Source organism: Pseudoduganella aquatica (assembly GCF_009857595.1).
Lineage (GTDB): Bacteria > Pseudomonadota > Gammaproteobacteria > Burkholderiales > Burkholderiaceae_D > Rugamonas > Rugamonas aquatica_A.
Genome location: NZ_WWCU01000022.1, coordinates 57,312 through 76,001 on the forward strand (window position 1 = coordinate 57,312; position 18,690 = coordinate 76,001).

General features: G+C 65.2%; 21 protein-coding genes. 20 read left to right on the forward strand and 1 reads right to left on the reverse strand.

The features are described from left to right. Position 1 precedes the first annotated feature (1 nt). The 7 genes from fliS (at position 2) to GTP77_RS18680 (ending at position 6,178) form a co-directional block, all read left to right on the forward strand. Complete coding sequence (gene fliS, locus GTP77_RS18650; protein ID WP_161073652.1) at positions 2-451, forward strand: flagellar export chaperone FliS; 450 nt, start codon at positions 2-4, stop codon at positions 449-451. Between the two features lie 3 nt (positions 452-454). After that, a complete protein-coding gene (locus tag GTP77_RS18655; RefSeq protein ID WP_161073653.1) occupies positions 455-784 on the forward strand; it encodes a flagellar protein FliT in 330 nt (109 codons plus the stop codon). Between the two features lie 20 nt (positions 785-804). Further along, positions 805-2,589, forward strand: a complete 1,785-nt coding sequence (gene fliK / locus GTP77_RS18660; RefSeq protein WP_161073654.1) for a flagellar hook-length control protein FliK — start codon at positions 805-807, stop codon at positions 2,587-2,589. Then, a complete protein-coding gene (locus GTP77_RS18665; protein ID WP_161073655.1) occupies positions 2,579-2,920 on the forward strand; it encodes an EscU/YscU/HrcU family type III secretion system export apparatus switch protein in 342 nt (113 codons plus the stop codon). Before fliK ends, GTP77_RS18665 begins: the two co-directional genes overlap by 11 nt. After that, positions 2,920-3,681, forward strand: a complete 762-nt coding sequence (locus tag GTP77_RS18670) for a flagellar brake protein (RefSeq protein ID WP_161073656.1) — start codon at positions 2,920-2,922, stop codon at positions 3,679-3,681. The genes GTP77_RS18665 and GTP77_RS18670 overlap by 1 nt, the downstream gene beginning before the upstream one ends. Positions 3,682-3,787: 106 nt before the next feature. Next, positions 3,788-5,545, forward strand: coding sequence for a TolB family protein (locus tag GTP77_RS18675; protein WP_161073657.1), 1,758 nt, complete (start codon positions 3,788-3,790; stop codon positions 5,543-5,545). 12 nt (positions 5,546-5,557) lie between these two features. After that, positions 5,558-6,178, forward strand: a complete 621-nt coding sequence (locus GTP77_RS18680; protein ID WP_161073658.1) for a PEP-CTERM sorting domain-containing protein — start codon at positions 5,558-5,560, stop codon at positions 6,176-6,178. A gap of 20 nt (positions 6,179-6,198) precedes the next feature. Here GTP77_RS18680 and fliE read toward each other — a convergent pair whose 3' ends face one another. Continuing rightward, the gene (gene fliE, locus GTP77_RS18685; RefSeq protein WP_161073659.1) at positions 6,199-6,546 is read right to left on the reverse strand and encodes a flagellar hook-basal body complex protein FliE; all 348 of its coding nucleotides are present in this window, start codon (positions 6,544-6,546) and stop codon (positions 6,199-6,201) included. Between the two features lie 236 nt (positions 6,547-6,782). On the opposite strand from fliE, the gene fliF reads away from it, so the two are divergent. The 13 genes from fliF (at position 6,783) to fliR (ending at position 18,665) form a co-directional block, all read left to right on the forward strand. Further along, a complete protein-coding gene (gene fliF / locus GTP77_RS18690) occupies positions 6,783-8,519 on the forward strand; it encodes a flagellar basal-body MS-ring/collar protein FliF (protein WP_161073660.1) in 1,737 nt (578 codons plus the stop codon). Then, positions 8,512-9,510, forward strand: coding sequence for a flagellar motor switch protein FliG (fliG, locus tag GTP77_RS18695; RefSeq protein ID WP_057157557.1), 999 nt, complete (start codon positions 8,512-8,514; stop codon positions 9,508-9,510). The genes fliF and fliG overlap by 8 nt, the downstream gene beginning before the upstream one ends. Before the next feature lie 14 nt (positions 9,511-9,524). Continuing rightward, positions 9,525-10,274, forward strand: coding sequence for a flagellar assembly protein FliH (locus GTP77_RS18700; RefSeq protein WP_161073661.1), 750 nt, complete (start codon positions 9,525-9,527; stop codon positions 10,272-10,274). 1 nt (position 10,275) lies between these two features. Continuing rightward, entirely contained in the window at positions 10,276-11,682 is a 1,407-nt protein-coding gene (gene fliI, locus GTP77_RS18705) for a flagellar protein export ATPase FliI (RefSeq protein WP_161073662.1), read from the forward strand. 35 nt (positions 11,683-11,717) lie between these two features. Beyond that, positions 11,718-12,158 carry a flagellar export protein FliJ gene (gene fliJ / locus GTP77_RS18710; RefSeq protein WP_161073663.1) on the forward strand — a complete coding sequence of 147 codons (441 nt, stop codon included), beginning with the start codon at positions 11,718-11,720 and terminating at the stop codon, positions 12,156-12,158. Between the two features lie 20 nt (positions 12,159-12,178). Beyond that, positions 12,179-14,068 (forward strand): flagellar hook-length control protein FliK, encoded by a 1,890-nt coding sequence (locus GTP77_RS18715; RefSeq protein ID WP_161073664.1) that lies wholly within the window; start codon positions 12,179-12,181, stop codon positions 14,066-14,068. Between the two features lie 85 nt (positions 14,069-14,153). Next, on the forward strand, positions 14,154-14,651 hold the full coding sequence (fliL, locus tag GTP77_RS18720; protein WP_161073665.1) for a flagellar basal body-associated protein FliL: 498 nt from the start codon (positions 14,154-14,156) through the stop codon (positions 14,649-14,651). 29 nt (positions 14,652-14,680) lie between these two features. Then, positions 14,681-15,661 (forward strand): flagellar motor switch protein FliM, encoded by a 981-nt coding sequence (fliM, locus tag GTP77_RS18725; RefSeq protein ID WP_161073666.1) that lies wholly within the window; start codon positions 14,681-14,683, stop codon positions 15,659-15,661. Positions 15,662-15,673: 12 nt separating this feature from the next. Continuing rightward, positions 15,674-16,093, forward strand: coding sequence for a flagellar motor switch protein FliN (gene fliN / locus GTP77_RS18730; protein ID WP_161073667.1), 420 nt, complete (start codon positions 15,674-15,676; stop codon positions 16,091-16,093). Further along, a complete protein-coding gene (gene fliO / locus GTP77_RS18735) occupies positions 16,090-16,725 on the forward strand; it encodes a flagellar biosynthetic protein FliO (RefSeq protein WP_161073668.1) in 636 nt (211 codons plus the stop codon). The genes fliN and fliO overlap by 4 nt, the downstream gene beginning before the upstream one ends. Further along, positions 16,715-17,476, forward strand: coding sequence for a flagellar type III secretion system pore protein FliP (gene fliP, locus GTP77_RS18740; protein WP_161073669.1), 762 nt, complete (start codon positions 16,715-16,717; stop codon positions 17,474-17,476). The genes fliO and fliP overlap by 11 nt, the downstream gene beginning before the upstream one ends. Before the next feature lie 12 nt (positions 17,477-17,488). Further along, a complete protein-coding gene (fliQ, locus tag GTP77_RS18745) occupies positions 17,489-17,758 on the forward strand; it encodes a flagellar biosynthesis protein FliQ (RefSeq protein ID WP_161073670.1) in 270 nt (89 codons plus the stop codon). A gap of 31 nt (positions 17,759-17,789) precedes the next feature. Next, positions 17,790-18,665 (forward strand): flagellar biosynthetic protein FliR, encoded by an 876-nt coding sequence (fliR, locus tag GTP77_RS18750; protein WP_161073671.1) that lies wholly within the window; start codon positions 17,790-17,792, stop codon positions 18,663-18,665. The last annotated feature ends 25 nt before the right edge of the window (positions 18,666-18,690 follow it).

Here is an 18,690-nt window from a genome sequence, read left to right on the forward strand (position 1 = left end):
TATGTTCGGATCAAGGCAAACTGGCGTCAATGCCTATGCAAAAGTGGGCATGGAGACCGGCGTGGTCGCAGCCAGCCCCCACAAACTGATCGTCATGCTGTTTGACGGCGCGCTGGTGTCCATCACCAACGCCCTGCTGAATATGCGCTCCGGCAATATCGGGGAAAAAGGCAAGGCCATTTCCAAGGCCATCATGATTATCGACAGCGGCCTGCGCGCCGCGCTCGACAAAAAAGTGGGCGGCGAAATCGCCGAAGGACTGGACGCGCTGTACGAATACATGAGCGGCCGCCTGCTGACGGCCAACCTGAAGAACGATCCGGCTATCCTGGAGGAAGTGCAGCGCCTGCTGACCGAGCTGCGCGACGCCTGGAACCAGATCGGCGACACCCCGGCCGTGAAAGCGCCCGCCACCGCCCCCACCCAAACCAATAAATACGCGAGCGCCTGATTTATGATGACGAATCAAGAAGTTTTATCCGTGTACGCCGACATGGCGGCGCTGACCGAACGCATGCTGGCGCACGCCACCCTGGGCGAATGGGACGAATTGATGGTGCTGGAACAGCGCTGCGCCAGCCATGTGCGCACCCTGCAGGGGCAGGAAAATCCGGCCCCGCTGCAGGGCGCCGAGCGCGAGCGCAAGGTCGAGCTGATCCGCCAGATGCTGACCGCCGACCGCCAGATCCGCGACCTGGCCATGCCGTGGATGGCGCAGCTGTCCGCCCTGATCAACAGCGCCGGCGCCGAGCGGCGCCTGGTCAACGCTTACGGCAGCGTCTGAAGCCGGGATAGGGACAGCCCATGTTGCCGCCACGTCTGGACGCCGCCGGCGTCAGGCCTGTCGGCGCCGTGTCGCCCGCGCCGGCCGCCATCCCCGTCAGCGACGCGCGCCAGGCTGGCTTGCAGCGCGCGCTCAGCGGGCTGGTGGGCCAGCCGCTGAAGGGCGAAGTGCTGTCCAAGTATGACGACGGCAGCTACCTGGTGCGGGTGGCGGGCAACTCGGCCCGCATGCTGCTGCCGGGCGGCGCGCAAGTGGGCGCCGAAGTGCCGCTCACCCTGCTCACGGTCACGCCCCGGCCCACTTTCCAGGTCGGCACTGGCGCGCAAGGCGGCCAGGCCACCCAGCTCTACACCGAAGCCGGCCTGCCGCCCGGCGACCATCCCGATACCGCCACCACGCAGGGCCGCCTGCCCTCGCAGGACACCACCACGCTGTCCGGCCGCCAGCCCGGCACGCCCGCCGGGCAAAACGGCGCCGCTACTGGCCAGGGAGCGGCTGCCCAGCCCGGCGCAGCGGCGGGTGGCCTGCCGGGCACGGAAGGACAGGCCGGCTTGCCCGGCAACGCCGCCGGCACGCCAAGCGGCACTGCCAATGCGGCGGGCAACCCAGCGAATGTAGCAACGAATCCGGCAGCGAATCCAGCCACCAATGCTGCCGCCCAGGCCGGCCTGCCTGGACAAGCGGGCGCCGCCGCCCCGCAGGCCAATCCGCAGGCAGCAGCCCTGGCAAACGCACAAGCTCAGGCGCAAGCCCAAGTCCAGGGCCAGGTTCAGAGCCAAGCTCCTCAGCAAGCCCTGCCCCAGTCCTCCGCCCAAACCGCCACGCAGACAGCGGCACAGGCAGCAGCGCAAGCCGCTGCGCAGGCGGCCGCCGGCGCAGCCGGTTCAGTGCCGGCAGGCCAGTCCGGCAATGCCGCGCCGGCCGGGCAAGTGCGTCCGCAAAGCCTGGCCGCCACCCTGCTGGGCCGCGCGCCGCTCACACCGGCCGACCAATTGCCGGAGCTGGGCCGCGACGCCCCCGCCGCCACGCTCAGTTCAGCCGCCCGCACCATCGCCAGCGCGCTGGCCACGGCCTATAACGGCCCCGGCGTGCCCGCCACCATCAACGGCAAGACGCCGCTGGTGTCGGCCGGCGTGCCGGACGCCGAGCAGCTGGCCCACAACCTGAAAAGCGCGCTGGGCGAAAGCGGCCTGTTCTACGAATCCCACGTGGCCGAATGGGCCGAAGGCAAACGCCCGCTGCAGGAACTGATGCGCGAGCCGCAGAACCAGCGCCTCCACGCACCCGCCGCGCAAGGCGGCCCGCAGACCAGCGAAACCCTGGCCCGCGCCGCCCTGTCCAGCCCGGACCTGAGCGCGGCGCAGCTGATCAACCAGCAGCTGCACGCCCACGAGCAGCAGCGCGTGCAGTGGAACGGCCAGGCCTGGCCGGGCCAGCCCATGCAATGGGAAATCCAGCGCGACCAGCGCGACGGCGGCCAGCACAGCCAGCAAGGCCAGGAGGAAGGCCGGGACAATGAAGCGGTGTGGCGCAGCGGCGTGCGCTTCCGCCTGCCGCTGCTGGGCCGCATTTCAGCCGCCGTCACGCTGCTGGGCGAGCAAGTCCATATCCAGGTGCAAACCGGCGACGACGACAGCGCGGCCACGCTGCGCGCCTGGTCCGGCCAGCTGCAGCTGGCCATGGAAGCGGCCGGCTCGCCGCTGGCCTCGCTGAGCATCGCACCCGAAGGCGGCAGCGCCGCCGCCGTGGACGGCGCGGCCGTGGCGGCGGTGGACGCCGTGCCCGGAGACGCCCATGGCGAATGACGCCCCGCGCCGCCCGCTGCAAAGCGCCGTCGCCCTGACCTACAAGAACGACTCTCCGGCCCCGAAAGTGGTGGCCAAGGGACGCGGCCTGGTGGCCGAACAGATCATCCACGTTGCCAACGAACACGGCGTGCATATCCACGAGTCCAAGGAGCTTGTGTCTCTGCTAATGGATGTTGATCTGGATCGACAAATCCCCCCCGCGCTGTACCGCACAATTGCGGAACTACTAGCGTGGCTATATCATATTGAATCAGCGCAAAAATCCGGCCAGCCCCCGCCCCCGGCCCCGGATACCAGCTCTCCACTTAGAGACCAAGAAGAACAATAATGCAATCAAACAGACAAGACGCGGACCTGGAAAACTGGCATGACTTCGAGGTAGTGTCGCGCAGGGAAATTATCGCGCTGCTGCGCAGCATCGGCGAGAAAAACCAGCTGATCCGCATGCTGGTGCAAGGCGAAGCGGACGTCTGCGTCACGTCCATCCTGGAAGTGGACGCCGACAACAACACCGTCATCCTCGACTGCTCCATCAACACCGAACAAAACCAGCGCATCCTGGCCGCCAAGTCGCTGTCCTACGAGACCACGCTGGACAAGATCCGCATCCTGTTCGAGAGCGAACGGGTGGAAAAATGCACCTTCGAAGGCGCGCCGGCACTGAAGATCGCCCTGCCGCAGGCGCTGATACGCCTGCAGCGCCGCGAGTACTACCGCATGAGCACGCCGGTCAGCAATCCGGTGCGCGTGGTGATACCGCTGCCGGCCGAGCTGGGCGGCGGCAGCAGCAGCTTCCCGCTGGCCGACATCAGCTGCGGCGGCATCGCCATGCTCGACAACAAGCTGCTGCTGGGCGACAGCATCGGCAAGCAGTACACGGACTGCCGCATCGAACTGCCGGAAGTCGGCCCCATCGTGACCAGCCTGCAAATCCGCAACTCGCTGGACCTGACGCTGCTCAACAATAAATCCAACCGCCGCCTGGGCTGCCAGTTCACCGACATGGCGCGCGGCGCGCTGAACTCGGTGCAGCGCTACATCACCAAGCTGGAACGCGAGCGCAACGCCCGCATCGCGGGCCTAGGTTAACTAATCTAGCGCAAAGTGACAATCTGCGCATTTTCCGAGGGCATCATTCCTGTATAAAAGTGCATTTTGGGAATATTTATTTCCACAATACAATGCAGGAGTTTGAATGCAATATACCCCTTCGAGAAATACCATTGGCCATCGGCGGGCTTCAATAAGCTTATTACTTGCATTGGCCTCATCCTTTGCGTTGGCTAGTCCGCCTGCTGTGACTGTCCCAGTAACCGAAGCGCTAAGCGGGCCGAACAGTGGAAGTCTCGGCTTTACGTCCCTCAGTAGCAGCGGACGATATCTCGCTTATGTAAGTAGCGTTCGTTCGGCGAGAGGAAATATTTACATACTCGACCGAACGACAGGCACGAATATCCAGGCTGATCTGACGGTGGCAGGACAGCCATCAGCGGGCGCAGCGACAGCCAGCCCGGTGCTCAGTGCGGACGGGCGCTACGTGGCGTTCCGTTCACTGGCGGCCGATATGGGTGTCCCCAATGGTAAAACGGGATTCTTTATCTACGACAGCATAAGCAACATCACCAAGCCTATCTTCATTGGCTACGCTTCAAACACCGCGTTTACTCAACTGACCATCAGCGCGGATGGCCGCTACGTTGCCTACCGCGCGCTCCTCGCCGCCGGCAGCACTGAGTCGAATATATATGTATATGATCGGGTTGCTGGCACCAGTTCGCCGGTTACCACTACACACACTCTCGGCACACAATTTATCCAAATCAGCGATGATGGTCGCTATGTTGCCTACATCGGACAAGTGCGCGGTGTCGGCAAGACCGAAGTGGTGGTGCATGACCGTACGAGCGGTATTGACGACGCATTCGAAGGCATGGCCCAAGGCTTGGCAATGAGCGCAGACGGCAACGTTTTGGCATTCGTGTCCGCGCAGAATTCGCTTCCTGGAGACATCACCGGAACGCGTGATGTGTTCGTGCGCGACCGCAAGGCCGGTACAACTGAACGTGCAAGCTCTCCTATTACTGTGAACAGCCACTCCGGAGGGCCAGGTGGAGTCACCATCAGCGCAGACGGGCGCTTCGTGAGTTTCTTGGGCTACGTCGCTCCATTAAACGTAATTAGCCTTTATCGATATGATCGCGCCACACGAACAACAAAACGTGCTGTGCCCGCCGCAGGCTTTCACGAGTACACTTTCAATTATCCCTCCACTAGCCGCGACGGACGTTATGTATCGTCAGACGGTATGCTGCTTCCGTTTGGGACTGCTGCCCGTATCCAGCTGACTGACTTCGGCACCGCAACCGGCGTATCCGTGGCACCAGCTTCGGTGACCGTGGTAGAGGGAGGCAACAGCGCCACCTACCAGGCCGTGTTGCTGCAACAACCCACCGACAATGTCGCCGTCAACGTGGTTCCAGACGCACAGCTAAGCGTGGCGCGCTCGCAGTTGACGTTCACCCCGTCGAACTGGAACACGCCGCAAACGGTCAGCGTCCAGGCACCTGCCAACGACATCGTCCAAGGCACCCGTACCCGCACCATGACGCACAGCCTCGCCAGCAGCGATCCTGAATACACCCTTCTGCCCGTAGCCAGCGTCACTGTCACAATTACCGAAAGCGGGCCTCCCACCATCGTCGTGCCGACCGTCTGGAGCCCGGAGCCGATTCCCCTGCGAGGCACCGCCGCCCCCGGCGCCACCGTACTCATCACCGTCAGCACCGATGGCGCCCCAGCCTTCATCTCGGTGAGCGCCGTGGCCGACGCGCAAGGCAACTGGGCCTCCTCCCTGTTTATACCAAGCCCCGGCCCCTACCAGCTCGAAGCAGTTGCCAATGGCCTCCACAGCATCGTCTACAACATGAACCTGGCGGACGAAGCACCGCAATAACTGGAGTTAAATATGATAATTGGAAAGAGATGTATCGCCGCGCTTGCCTTCGCCCTGGCAGCCGGCGCGGCCAACGCAACGCTGATCTCAGGTGCGTGGCAGACAAGCACCGACAATTTGCTCACCATCGATACCGCCACCAAGCTGGAGTGGCTGGACTTGTCCCAGACATACGGCATGACCTTGCAACAGGTAACGGCGCTACTCGGCGCAGGCCAGCCGTTCAGCGGTTTCCAGCTTGCCACCGCCGCGCAGGTACATGACTTGATGGGCAACGCAGGTTTGCCGTTCAGCACCAGTAATAGCACCATCAGCACCGCCAGCGCGGACATACTGGAGGCGCAGGCACTGACTGCCCTGCTAAGCGACACCATGAGTTCCACATATGGATCGGCATACTACGGATCGCGTGCCTTGCTAAGCGATAACGGACTGAGCCGCATGGTTGGCTACTATGCAATTAACGGCACCGCGCTGCGCAACGACTATTTTGTCACATCAAGCAGCGCAGCCAGTGGCGTTTGGCTGGTGCGCCAGGCCAGTTCCGGTGTTCCGATACCGGAACCCCAGTCGCTGGCCTTGCTGGGCATGGGTTTGGCCGTGCTTGCGTTGAAGCGCAGGCGCAACGTCTGATTTAAGCATCAGCCGTCGGCCTACACCTGCATATTCATGATGTCGTGGTAGGCCGACACCAGCTTGTTGCGCACCTGGATGGTGGCCTGGAAGTTGATGCTCGATTTCTGCATGGACACCATCACGTCCGACAAGCTGACCGAGTCGTCCCCCATCTGGAAACGCTTGCCCAGCGCTTCGGCCTTGCTCTGGCTGGCCGACACCGCGTCCAGCGCGTCCTTCAGCGCGTCCGAGAACTGGACCTTGGCCGCCGGCTGCTCGGTCTGGATGGCCGGCACGCTCGCCTGCGGCTTGGCCGCGTGCGCCTTCAACTGCTCCATCATGGCTTGTATCCTGCTGCTGTCTATGCCCAAGCCGCTTGTTTTCATATGAACTCCAATTTTGTTGCTGCCGCGGAACAATCATGCGGTGCCGCCGCGCTACAATAGGCGGCGCAATGATCAGTCCTGCCAGAATACCTGTCCGCATAGCAAGTTGCTGCGGGAAGCAGGCCGGTAAACCGCCCGCTTTTCCCGCGATGGAAGAGAGCCCCCAGCGCCGATAATGTGCAACAGGCCCAAGTGGCCTATATCCAAACCGCTCAACCAACCAATACACATCAGCCATGGCAGCAGCAGCCGAACAAATCGACATCGACGAAGCAGCGGAGACGGCGCAGCCCGAGACCAAGCCGCCCTTCTTCCAGACGCCGCTGGGCAGGAATGTCATGATAGGCGGCGTGGCCGCCGTACTGGCCGTGCTGGCCGCGCTGTGGCTGTGGAACCAGCCGCCGGCCTACGGCGTGCTGTTCTCCAACTACACCGACCGCGACGGCGGCGCCATCACGGCCGCGCTGGACCAGATGCAGGTCAAGCACAAGTTTTCCGAAAGCGGCACCGCCATCCTGGTGCCGACCGAGCAAGTGCACGACGCGCGCCTGAAACTGGCGGCGCAGGGCTTGCCCAAGGGCGGCAACGTCGGCTTCGAGCTGATGGAGAACCAGAAACTGGGCGTGTCCCAGTTCCTGGAACAGGTGAACTACCAGCGCGCGCTGGAAGGCGAGCTGGCGCGTTCCATCCAGTCGCTGGCGGCGGTGGAATCGGCCCGCGTGCACCTGGCCATGCCGAAAGACAGCGTCTTCGTGCGCGAACAGCAGAAACCGACCGCGTCCGTGCTGCTGAACCTGCACCCCAACCGCCAGATCGACCCGGCCCACGTGCAGGCCATCGTGCACCTGGTGGCCTCCTCGGTGCCGCAGTTGCAGCCGTCCAATGTGACGGTGGTGGACCAGGCCGGCAACCTGGTGTCGGACACCAACAAGAACAACGCCGCCGGCACCAACAAGAGCCTGGACGCCAGCCAGCTGAAATACGTGCAGGAACTGCAGAAGCAGGTCATCAAGCAGGTCGAGTCCATCATCCTGCCCATCGTGGGCGAAGGCAATGTGCGCGCCGAAGCGGTGGCCGACGTGGATTTCGCCGCCGTGGAACAGGCCGCCGAGTCCTACAAGCCGAACTCGCCGCCGGAAGCGTCCGCCATCCGCAGCCAGCAGAGCAGCGAGACCAACGGCAGCGCCAACGCCAATCCCAACGGCGTGCCGGGCGCCCTGTCGAACCAGCCTCCCGGCACGGCCACCGCGCCGCTGACCACCAATCCGCCCGGCGCCGCCCCCGCGCCCGGCACGCCGGCCGGCACGGCCGCCAGCGGCGCAGCCAACGGCCCCAGCCACAAGGAGTCGACCACCAATTTCGAAGTCGACAAGACCGTGCGCTACGAACAGAAAGCCATGGTGGGCCTGAAGCGCATGACGGTGGGCGTGGTGGTGAACTACCGGCGCATAGTCGACAAGGTGACCGGCAAGGTGACGGTCAAGCCCTACACGGCCGAGGAAATGGCCAAGATCAACAGCCTGGTCAAGGAAGCGATGGGCTACAACGCCGAGCGCGGCGACTCGATGAGCGTGGCCAACGCCCCCTTCGACGGCGTGGACAAGCCTTTCGAGGCGCCGATGGACTGGTGGCGCGACCCGGCCAACCTGCCGCTGGCCAAGGAGCTGGCCAAGTTCCTGATCACCGCGCTGATCCTGCTGTACATCCTGCTGCGCATCGTGCGTCCTATGATGCGGCCGGTGTTCAAGAAAATCGACGAGATCAACGAGCCCGAGCCTGAACCGGAAGAGCCGGTCATCGAGGAACCCGTGGGACCGACGCCGGAAGAGATCATGGCCGAGGAAATGGCTAAACTGGAAGAAAGTACCGCGCGGACTTACCGCGACAACCTGGCCTTGGCGAAGAAACTGGCTGCGGACGATCCGCGCATCGTCGCCAACGTCATCAAAGCATGGATAGGCGCAAATGACTGATTCTACCGGACTGCAAAAGGCCGCCATCTTGATGCTGGCGATGGGCGAAAGCGAAGCGGCGGAGGTGATGAAATTCCTCGGCCCGCGCGAGGTGCTGAAGCTGGGCGCCGCCATGGCCACCATGAAGAACGTGCCGCACGAACAAGTGGTCGACACCCTGGACGATTTCCGCGACCAGGTCGCTGCCGCCTCCACCGTGGGCCTGGATTCGGACGAATACATCCGCCAGGTGCTGACCAAGGCGCTGGGCGACGACAAGGCCTCGGTGCTGCTGTCGCGCATCCTGGGCGGCAAGGACGCCTCCGGCATCGAGTCGCTGAAGTGGATGGACTCGCAGTCGGTGGCCGAGCTGATCCGCAACGAGCACCCGCAGATCATCGCCACCATCCTGGTCCACCTGGAGCGCGACCAGGCCTGCGAAATCCTGGGACACTTCACCGACCGCCTGCGCAACGACGCGGTGCTGCGCATCGCCACCCTGGACGGCGTGCAGCCGGCCGCGCTGCGCGAGCTGAACGACGTGCTGACCAAGCTGCTGTCGGGCAATGAAAACATCAAGAAATCGACGCTGGGCGGCGTGCGCGCGGCGGCCGAGATCCTGAACTTCATGAGCGGCGAGCAGGAAAACTCGGTGATGGACAACATCAAGAACTACGACAACGACATGGCGCAGAAGATCATGGACGAGATGTTCGTGTTCGACAACCTGATCGACATCGACGACCGCGGCATCCAGCTGCTGCTGCGCGAGGTGCAGTCGGAAATGCTGATTATCGCGCTCAAGGGCGCCTCGCAGGACCTGCGCGACAAGATCTTCAAGAACATGTCGGCGCGCGCCAGCGAAATGATGCGCGAAGACCTGGAATCGAAAGGACCGGTGCGCCTGTCCGAAGTGGAAACGCAGCAGAAGCAGATCCTGCAGATCGTGCGCCGCCTGGCGGACGAAGGCCAGATCGTGCTGGGCGGAAAAGGCGAAGATTCCTTCGTCTAAGTTGATAGAGTTACATGGCACATATACCGAAAGAACAGCAAACCGCTTTCCAGCGCTGGGAAATGAAGTCCTTTGGCGACTTCCGCCCCAGCGCCGTGGCCGCGCGCGAAGCCGAGGCGGCCGCGCTGGCCGCGCTCGCGCCGCCGCCTGAAGCGGAGCCGGAAGCCGGCCTGGAGGACGAGCAATACCTGGAGCCGGAACCGCCGCCGCCCGAATACCCGACCGAGGAAGAACTGGCCGCCATCCGCGAGCAGGCCCGCATCGACGGCTACGACAAGGGCTATGCGGCCGGCCACGCCGAAGGCCACGCCGACGCCATTGCGCTGGGCAAGGAAGCGACCGACCTGGAACTGGCGCCGCTGCGCGAAATGGCGGGCAACTTCAGCGCCGCCCTGCAGGACGCCGACCAGCTGATCGCGGCCGACGTGCTGGAACTGGCGCTGCAGCTGGCCAAGGGCATGCTCAAGCAGGCGCTGCAGGTCAAGCCCGAGCTGATCCTGCCCATCGTGCGCGAAGCCATCGAATACCTGCCGGTGCTGCAGCAGCCCGCGCTGCTGATGCTCAATCCGGACGACGCGAAAACCGTGCGCGAGGGCATAGGCGAGGAGCTGGACAAGGGCGGCTGGCGCGTGATCGAGGACGCCCTGATCGAACGCGGCGGCTGCAAGATCGATACCGCCAGCAACCAGATCGACGCCCAGGCGTCCGCCCGCTGGCAGCGTCTGACCCACGCGCTGGGCAAAGACGTGGGCTGGCTGGACTGATATGGACGCCCCCGTCACAGCCTCCCCGCACGCCGGCCGCTGGCGCGCCTACCTGAACGACTGCGCCGCGCTGACCGAATTCGTCGAACCGATGCAAGTGTCGGGCCGCGTCACGCGCGTGGCCGGGCTGGTCATGGAAGCGGTGGGCCTGCGCCTGGCCGTGGGCGCCGCCTGCACCGTGCCGCTGCCGTCCGGCGGCAAGGTGGAGGCCGAGGTGGTGGGCTTCGAGGGCGACCGCCTGTTCCTGATGCCGCAAAGCGACGTCGAAGGCATCGTGCCCGGCACCCGCGTGTTTCCGATCGAACCGACCATCCCCAAGCCCGGCAGCGTGGCCCACCCGCGCCGCCGCCCCAGCGACCGCGCGCGCCACCTGCCGGTCGGCCCCGAACTGCTGGGCCGCGTGCTGGACGGCGCCGGCCGCCCGCTGGACAACCTGGGGCCGCTGCACACCACCGAAAGTGCGCCCATCAATGTGCGCCCGGCCAATCCGCTGGGCCGCGCGCCCATCGTGGAAACGCTGGACGTGGGCGTGCGCTCCATCAACGCCATGCTGACCGTGGGGCGCGGCCAGCGCATGGGCCTGTTCGCCGGTTCCGGCGTCGGCAAGTCCGTGCTGCTGGGCATGATGGCGCGCTACACCGAGGCCGACGTGATCGTGGTGGGCCTGATCGGCGAGCGGGGCCGGGAAGTAAAGGAATTCATCGAGCAGATCCTGGGCGAGGAAGGCCTGGCACGCTCCGTGGTGGTGGCGGCCCCGGCCGACACGCCGCCGCTGATGCGCATGCAGGGCGCGGCCTACTCCACCGCCATTGCCGAGTATTTCCGCGACCAGGGCCAGAACGTGCTGCTGATTATGGACTCGCTGACCCGCTACGCCATGGCGCAGCGCGAGATCGCGCTGGCCATCGGCGAGCCGCCGGCCACCAAGGGCTATCCGCCTTCCGTATTCGCCAAGCTGCCCATCCTGGTCGAACGCGCCGGCAACGGCGAGATGGGCGGCGGCTCGATCACCGCCTTCTACACCGTGCTGACCGAGGGCGACGACCAGCAGGACCCGATCGCCGACTCGGCGCGCGCCATCCTGGACGGCCACATCGTGCTGAACCGGCGCCTGGCCGAGGCGGGCCACTACCCCGCCATCGACATCGAACAGTCGATCAGCCGCGCCATGCACTCCATCACCTCGCACGAGCACCAGACCCGCTCGCGCCACCTGAAGCAGCTGTTTTCGCGCTACGAGCGCAGCCGCGACCTGATCGCCGTGGGCGCCTACAGCCCGGGCAGCGACCCGGTGCTGGACCAGGCCATCAACTTGCATGACCGTATCGAGAATTTCCTGCAGCAGCAGATCACCGAGCGCGTGGACATGCTGGAGAGTTTGGGGCAATTGTCCGCTCTGTTCGACTGATTGACAGCCGAGCCTGACGCCTATAATGAACCATCATGGCATCACAATCTCAACTTGAAACACTGATCGAACTGGCACGCCGGGAAACCGACGACGCGGCCAAGCGCCTGGGCATGACCCTGAAGGCGGTGGCGGACGCCGAGGAAAAGCTGACCATGCTGACCGGCTACCGCGATGAATACGGCCGGCGCTTCGAGGCAAGCCAGCAGGCCGGCATCACGCCCATGGCGTACCGCAATTTCCAGGCGTTTATGGAAAAGCTTGAAACGGCGATCAAGGGGCAGGAAGAAGTGTTGCGCCACAGCCAGCGCAAGAGCGAGCAGGAGAAACGCAACTGGCAGGAGGCGGAGCGCAAGCGCATGTCCTACTCCACGCTGAACGACCGCGCGCAGGCGCAGGCGCTCAAGCAGGAAGCCAAGCGCGACCAGAAGGCCATGGACGAACACGCCGCAAGGCAAGCATTCTATAAACGTTGATCTCACCATACGGCACCATCATGCAGACACCGCTCATCACGACCACCACCGGCACCGGCGCGAACGCCAGCGCGCAGGCGGCCAAAGCCACGTCTTCGGCGCCGGACAACCAGTTCATGCAGGCATTGACGCGCCAGATCGAGCGCCAGGCTTATGTCCGCCCTGCCGCACCGGCCGCCGCGTCGGCGCAGCCCAGCCGCGCCAGCCAGGCCAGGAGCGCGCAGCCGGCGCAGAACGCCGCACGTCCCGCCACGCCCAGCCAGCAGCAGGCGCGCGCCGCCGACCAGCCCAAAGCTGCCGCCGCGCCGAAAACCGAGCGCGCACCGGCCAGTCCGTCCGCCGAGGGCAGCAAGCAGGCCGGCGGCAACGCCGCCCAGGCAGCCGACAACAATGCCGGCACCGCAGCCGCGCCGGCCGCTACCGCCGCCAACGCGGGCGTGCAAGACGCCAGCGCCGGCGCCAGCCACACCGGCGGTGGCAACGGCGCCGAAACGGCGGACCACGCATCCAATGACGCCACCGACGCCGCAGATGCAGCCACGCAAGGCGCCTCCGATGCCGCAGCAGCGCAAGCCGCCGACCCGATGGCCGCCATGCTGGCCCTGATGGCGGCCTTCAACCAGCCTGCACCGGCTTCGGCCAGCGCGGCAGACGGCGATGCCAGCGCAGCCAAGGCATCCCTGTCATCGCTGCCGGGCCGGCAGGACCAGGCGGCCGACGCGCTGGCTGGCCTGCAGCCGGACGCCGACGTTGAGGGCAAGGCGGCGGATGCAGCAAACGCCGCATCCGCTGCGGCCGCGCTGGACAGCGAAACCGCCAACAGCGCCGCCGCCCCGGCAGCGCCGGACGCCGCCTTCCAGGCCGCGCTGGACGCGGCAGCCCAGGCTGCGGAGAAACAGAATCCACAGGCCAGCGGCCAGGCGCAGGGCGCCGCCAGCGCGGCAGGTGCAGCGACGGCAGCCGGCGCAGCGGCAAACGCGGCGGCGGGTGTGCCCGCAAACGCCGCCGCAACGGCTGCAGCGAAGAACTCGGTGGCGCCCCCAGCTACCGGCGCTGCGACTGGCCCGGCCAGCAACACTACGGCAGACTCGGGGGCGGAATCCGCTCCCCTGCCGTCCCTGTTCAGCCTGTCCGACATCCCAGCTCCAGCGGCCGACGCCGCAGCGCATGGTGCCGGCCCCAAAGATAGCGGCGAGCAGGCGCTGCAAGCAACGGGCGGTGCAGCAGGCGGCGCGGCTGGTGCAGCAGGCGCCGGCACGCAAGCCGCCGCGCAGGATGGCGGCCCGGCCTTGGCCGCCCGCGCCCAGCCCGACACCGATGTCCAGGCAGCCGCCGCGCGCAACGTGAAAGCGGACTTCGCCGCCGCCCTGAAGGAAGCCGCGCCGGCGCCCACCGTGATCGCGCCAGCCGCGCAAGCCCAATTGGCCACCGCGCAAGCGGCCAACGCCGTGGCCAGCAATCAGCTGCAGGCCCGCGTCGGCACCGCCGCCTGGGACCAGCAGGTGGGCCAGAAGGTGGTCTGGATGGCGGCCGGCGGCGAACAGAGCGCCACGCTGGAACTGAATCCGCCCGACCTCGGCCCGCTGCAAGTGGTGCTGAACGTGTCGAACGACTCGGCCAGCGCCAGCTTCAGCTCGGCCCAGCCGGAAGTGCGCGCCGCGCTGGAGGCGGCCATGCCGCGCCTGCGTGAAATGATGGCCGACGCCGGCATCCAGCTGGGCAACGCCACCGTCTCGGCCGGCATGTCGGATCAAAACAACGGCTCCGCCCAGGCCGGCGCTGCGCAACAGGACAGCGGCCGCAGCGGCAGGGGCTCCGGCGGCGGCGGCAACGACGGCGGCGGCGATGCCGCGCCGGTGGCGCCTCCTCCACGCCAGCGTCCGCGCGGCATGGTCGATACCTTCGCCTGAGCATTCTGAGCGGCACGCATTGCGTGCCATAATGGCGGCATGATCCACTTTAGCTGCAAGGGTAACTTTGAAAGCGAATCCAAAATTGAAAGCGGAACCTAAAGCTGAGGCTGCCGCTCCGGCCAACTCCAAGAAGCTGGTCCTGATCATCAGCGTCGTGGCGCTGCTGGCGGCTGCCGGCGGCGGCGGCGCGTGGTTCATGCTCAAGGGCGGCGGCGGCGAGGAAGCGCCGGCCAAGCACAAGAAGTCGGCCCCCGCCAAGGCGGGTCCGCCGGTCTATGTGACGATAGAGCCCTTCACCGTCAATCTGCAGCCGGAAAACGGCGAGCAGTATCTGCAGCTGGCGTTCACGCTGCAGGTCAGCGGCCTGGAGGAAGTGGAAGTCATCAAGAACAATATGCCCAAGGTCCGCAGCCGTTTGCTGCTGCTGTTGTCGAGCAAGAAGGCGTCCGAGATCAACACGCCCGAAGGCAAGCAGCAGCTCAGCGCCGAGATCATGGAACAGGTGCGCGCGCCCTTCGAGGACCGCGGCCCGCAACAGGATGTGACGGAAGTGCTGTTCACTTCCTTCATTATTCAGTAATTACTTAGCAATCAAGCAAGCAGAAAGCCATGGCTGATAATTTTCTCTCCCAGGAAGAAGTTGATGCCCTTTTAAAGGGTGTCAATGGCGACCAGGACGACGCTGCGGCGCCGGAAGAAGTCGCGGGAGTCAGAACCTATAACTTGGCGACCCAGGAGCGCATCGTCCGGGGCCGGATGCCGACGCTCGAGATCATCAACGAGCGTTTTGCCCGCCTGCTGCGCGTGGGCCTGTTCAACTTCCTGCGCCGCAGCGCCGAGGTGTCGGTGGGTTCGGTGCGGGTGTCCAAGTACAGCGAATTCATCCGCAACCTGGTGGTGCCCACCAATCTGAACCTGGTGCACATGAAGCCACTGCGCGGCACCGCGCTGATGGTGTTCGATCCGGGCCTGGTGTTCCTGCTGGTGGACAATCTGTTCGGCGGCGACGGCCGCTTCCACACCCGGGTCGAGGGCCGCGACTTTACGCAGACCGAACAGCGCATCATCCTGCGCATCCTGGACATTGTGTTCGAGGCCTACACCAAGTCCTGGGAGCCGGTGTATCCGGTCGAGTTCGAATACATCCGCTCGGAAATGAACACCCAGTTCGCCAATATCGCCACGCCGAACGAGGTGGTGGTGGCGTCCACCTTCACGGTGGAGCTGGGTTCGGTGTCGGGCCAGATCCACTTCTGCATGCCGTACTCGATGATCGAGCCTATCCGCGACGCGCTGACCTCCTCGCTGCAGGGCGAAGCGCTGGAAGTGGACAAGCGCTGGATCCGTTTGATGACGCAGCAGATCCAGATTGCCGAGGTGGAGCTGATTGCGCGCCTGGGCACGGCCAAGGTGTCGTTCGACGAAATCCTCAACATGCGGGTGGGCGACATCATTCCGCTGACGATACCGGAAAGCATAGAAGCCACGGTGGACGGCGTGCCGGTGCTGGACTGCACCTACGGCGTGCTGAACGGACAATACGCGCTAAAAGTAGAGAAACTGCTGGCGAACACCGATAATACGAAATAACTGGAGAGAAACATGTCGGATAATCAAGACGATCAAAGCCTGGATGATGATTGGGGCGCCGCGATCGCCGAACAGGCCAAGGCGGAAGCCGATGCATTGCAGAACCAGCAAGCCGCGCAGGCCGCTGTGTTCCAGGACTTTTCCAAGCAGCCGTCGAAAACCGAAACGCACAACGATATCGATTTCATCCTCGATATTCCGGTCCAGCTGACGGTGGAACTGGGCCGCACCAAGATCGCCATCAAGAACCTGCTGCAACTGGCGCAGGGCTCGGTGGTGGAGCTGGACGGCCTGGCCGGCGAGCCGATGGACGTGCTGGTGAACGGCTGCCTGATCGCCCAGGGCGAGGTGGTGGTGGTGAACGACAAGTTCGGTATCCGCCTGACCGACATCATTACGCCTTCCGAACGCATCCGAAAACTGAATAAATGAAGCCTGCATTCCCGTTTGCCGTGCTGGCGGCGCTGGCCCTGGCCGGCGCGCCGGCGCTGGCGGCGCAAACCGCCTCCGGTTCGATTTCTTCGGCCAGCCCGCCCGTGGCGGCCGCCCCAGCCGCCGCTCCGGCCGCCTCTGCTCCAGTTCCTGCCGCCGCTCCCGAGGCCTCCGTCGCCCCGGCCCCGGCCGCCACGCCGGAACAGCAGGCCGCACTGGCCGGCGCCCGCCCTGCCCCTGCCGCCGCCCCGGCCCCCGCCATCGACCCGGCGCTGGCCCCCACCGCCACCGGCAGCCTGCTGACCACCATCTTCTCGCTGATCCTGGTGCTGGGCCTGCTGGTCGGCCTGGCCTGGCTACTCAAGCGCTTCGGCCCGAAAACCATCACCGGCGGCGCCAACGTCAAGCTGGTGGGCGCGCTGAGCGTGGGTGCGCGCGAGCGCATCCTGGTGGTGGAAGTGGGCGAACAATGGATCGTCGTGGGCGCCTCGCCCGGCCGCATGAACGCGCTGGCCACGCTGCCGCGCCAGGAAGGCGCGGCCGGCCTGGACGCGCAGGCGGGCGCCGCCCTGCCCGGCGCCAACTTTGCCGAGTGGTTCAAACAGACTATAGAAAAACGTAATGGCAAATAAGCAAGGCAAGACCGCCATCCTGAAGTGCCTGCTCGCGGCGGGCCTGGCGGCCGTGCCGCTGCTGGCCGGCGCCGACCCGACCATCCCCGCCTTCACCAGCACCCCGGCCGGCGGCGGCGGCACCAACTACGGGCTGTCGCTGCAGACGCTGATCCTGATGACGGCGCTGACCTTCATCCCGGCCGCGCTGCTGATGATGACCGGCTTCACCCGCATCATCATTGTGCTGTCGCTGCTGCGCCAGGCCATGGGCACCCAGTCGGCGCCGCCCAACCAGGTGATGGTGGGCCTGGCCCTGTTCCTGACCCTGTTCGTCATGGGCCCGGTGTTCGACAAGATCTACAGCGAAGCCTATCTGCCGCTGCAGGAAAGCAAGATCACCATGCAGCAGGCGCTGGAAAAGGGCTCGGCCCCGCTCAAGTCCTTTATGCTCAAGCAAACCCGGCAGGCCGACCTGGCCCTGTTCGTCAAGCTCTCGCGCACGCCCGCGCTGCAGGGGCCGGAGGACGTGCCGCTGCGCGTGCTGATTCCCGCCTTCGTCACCAGCGAGCTGAAAACCGCCTTCCAGATCGGCTTTGCCATCTTCATCCCCTTCCTCATCATCGACATGGTGGTGGCTTCGGTGCTGATGTCGATGGGGATGATGATGATGTCGCCCGCCGTCATCTCCCTGCCCTTCAAGCTGATGCTGTTCGTGCTGGTGGACGGCTGGCAGCTGCTGATCGGCTCGCTGGCCCAGAGTTTTTACTGATAAGGAGCGCCCATGACACCCGAAAGCGTCATGACGATGGGCCGCGTCGCCATGGAGGTGACGCTGATGGTCGCCGCCCCCATGCTGCTGGTGGCGCTGGTGATCGGCCTGGTGGTGTCCATCTTCCAGGCCGCCACCCAGATCAACGAGGCCACGCTGTCCTTCATACCCAAGCTGGTGGGCATCTTCGTGGCCCTGGTGGTGGCCGGGCCGTGGATGCTGTCGGTCATGCTGGACTATATGCGCAGCGTGTTTACCGGCATTCCCGGCCTGGTGAATTAGTGCTGCAAAAAAATAGCACGGCGGCGGGCTCATGATTACGCTCTCGAGTGCCGATATCAATACATGGATCGCCTCTCTGCTGTGGCCGCTCACGCGGATACTCGGCCTGATCTCCGCTGCGCCCGTGTTCGGCAACCGCAGCGTGCCCACCACCGTCAAGGTGGCGCTGGGCGTGATGCTGGCCATGATTATCGCCCCGACCGTGCCGGCGCTGCCTGCTGCCGACCCCATGTCCTACGCCGGGCTGCTGATCGTGGTGCAGGAACTGCTGGTCGGCGCGGCCATGGGCTTCACGCTGCGCATCGTGTTCGCCGCCATCGAGATGGCTGGCGAGATCAGCAGCCTGACCATGGGCCTGGGCTTCGCTACCTTCTTCGACCCCAACACCCAGGGCCGCTCGTCGGCCATCAGCCAGTTCCTGGCCCTGGTTGCCACTTTGGCATTCTTGTCCGTCAACGGCCACCTGGTGCTGCTCTCTGCGCTGGCCGAAAGCTTCCAGACCCTGCCCATCTCCGGCATCCCGGTCAGCGGCGGCGGTTTCAAGCATATGGCGGACTGGGGCGCCCGGATTTTCAGCGCCGGCATGCAGCTGGCGCTGCCCATAGTTGCCGCGTTGCTAATTACCAACATTGCATTAGGCATACTGACCCGGGCGGCGCCCCAGCTGAACCTGTTCGGCATCGGTTTTCCGATTACGCTGGGCATCGGTTTCCTGGTGCTGGCCATGACGCTGCCCTATATGGCGACCCCGCTGCAGAAGCTGTTCCTGCAAGGCATAGAGAGCGCGCGGCAGTTCCCGCGCAGCTGGGCGGCGCGCGACATTCCGCCCCCGGCGCCGCCTGCGCAGCGGCTGGCGCCGGGCGCCATTCCGCGTGTTGCGCCGCCGCAAACACCGCTCAAGAATTAGGCAACGGTTACAATCAATTGATTTC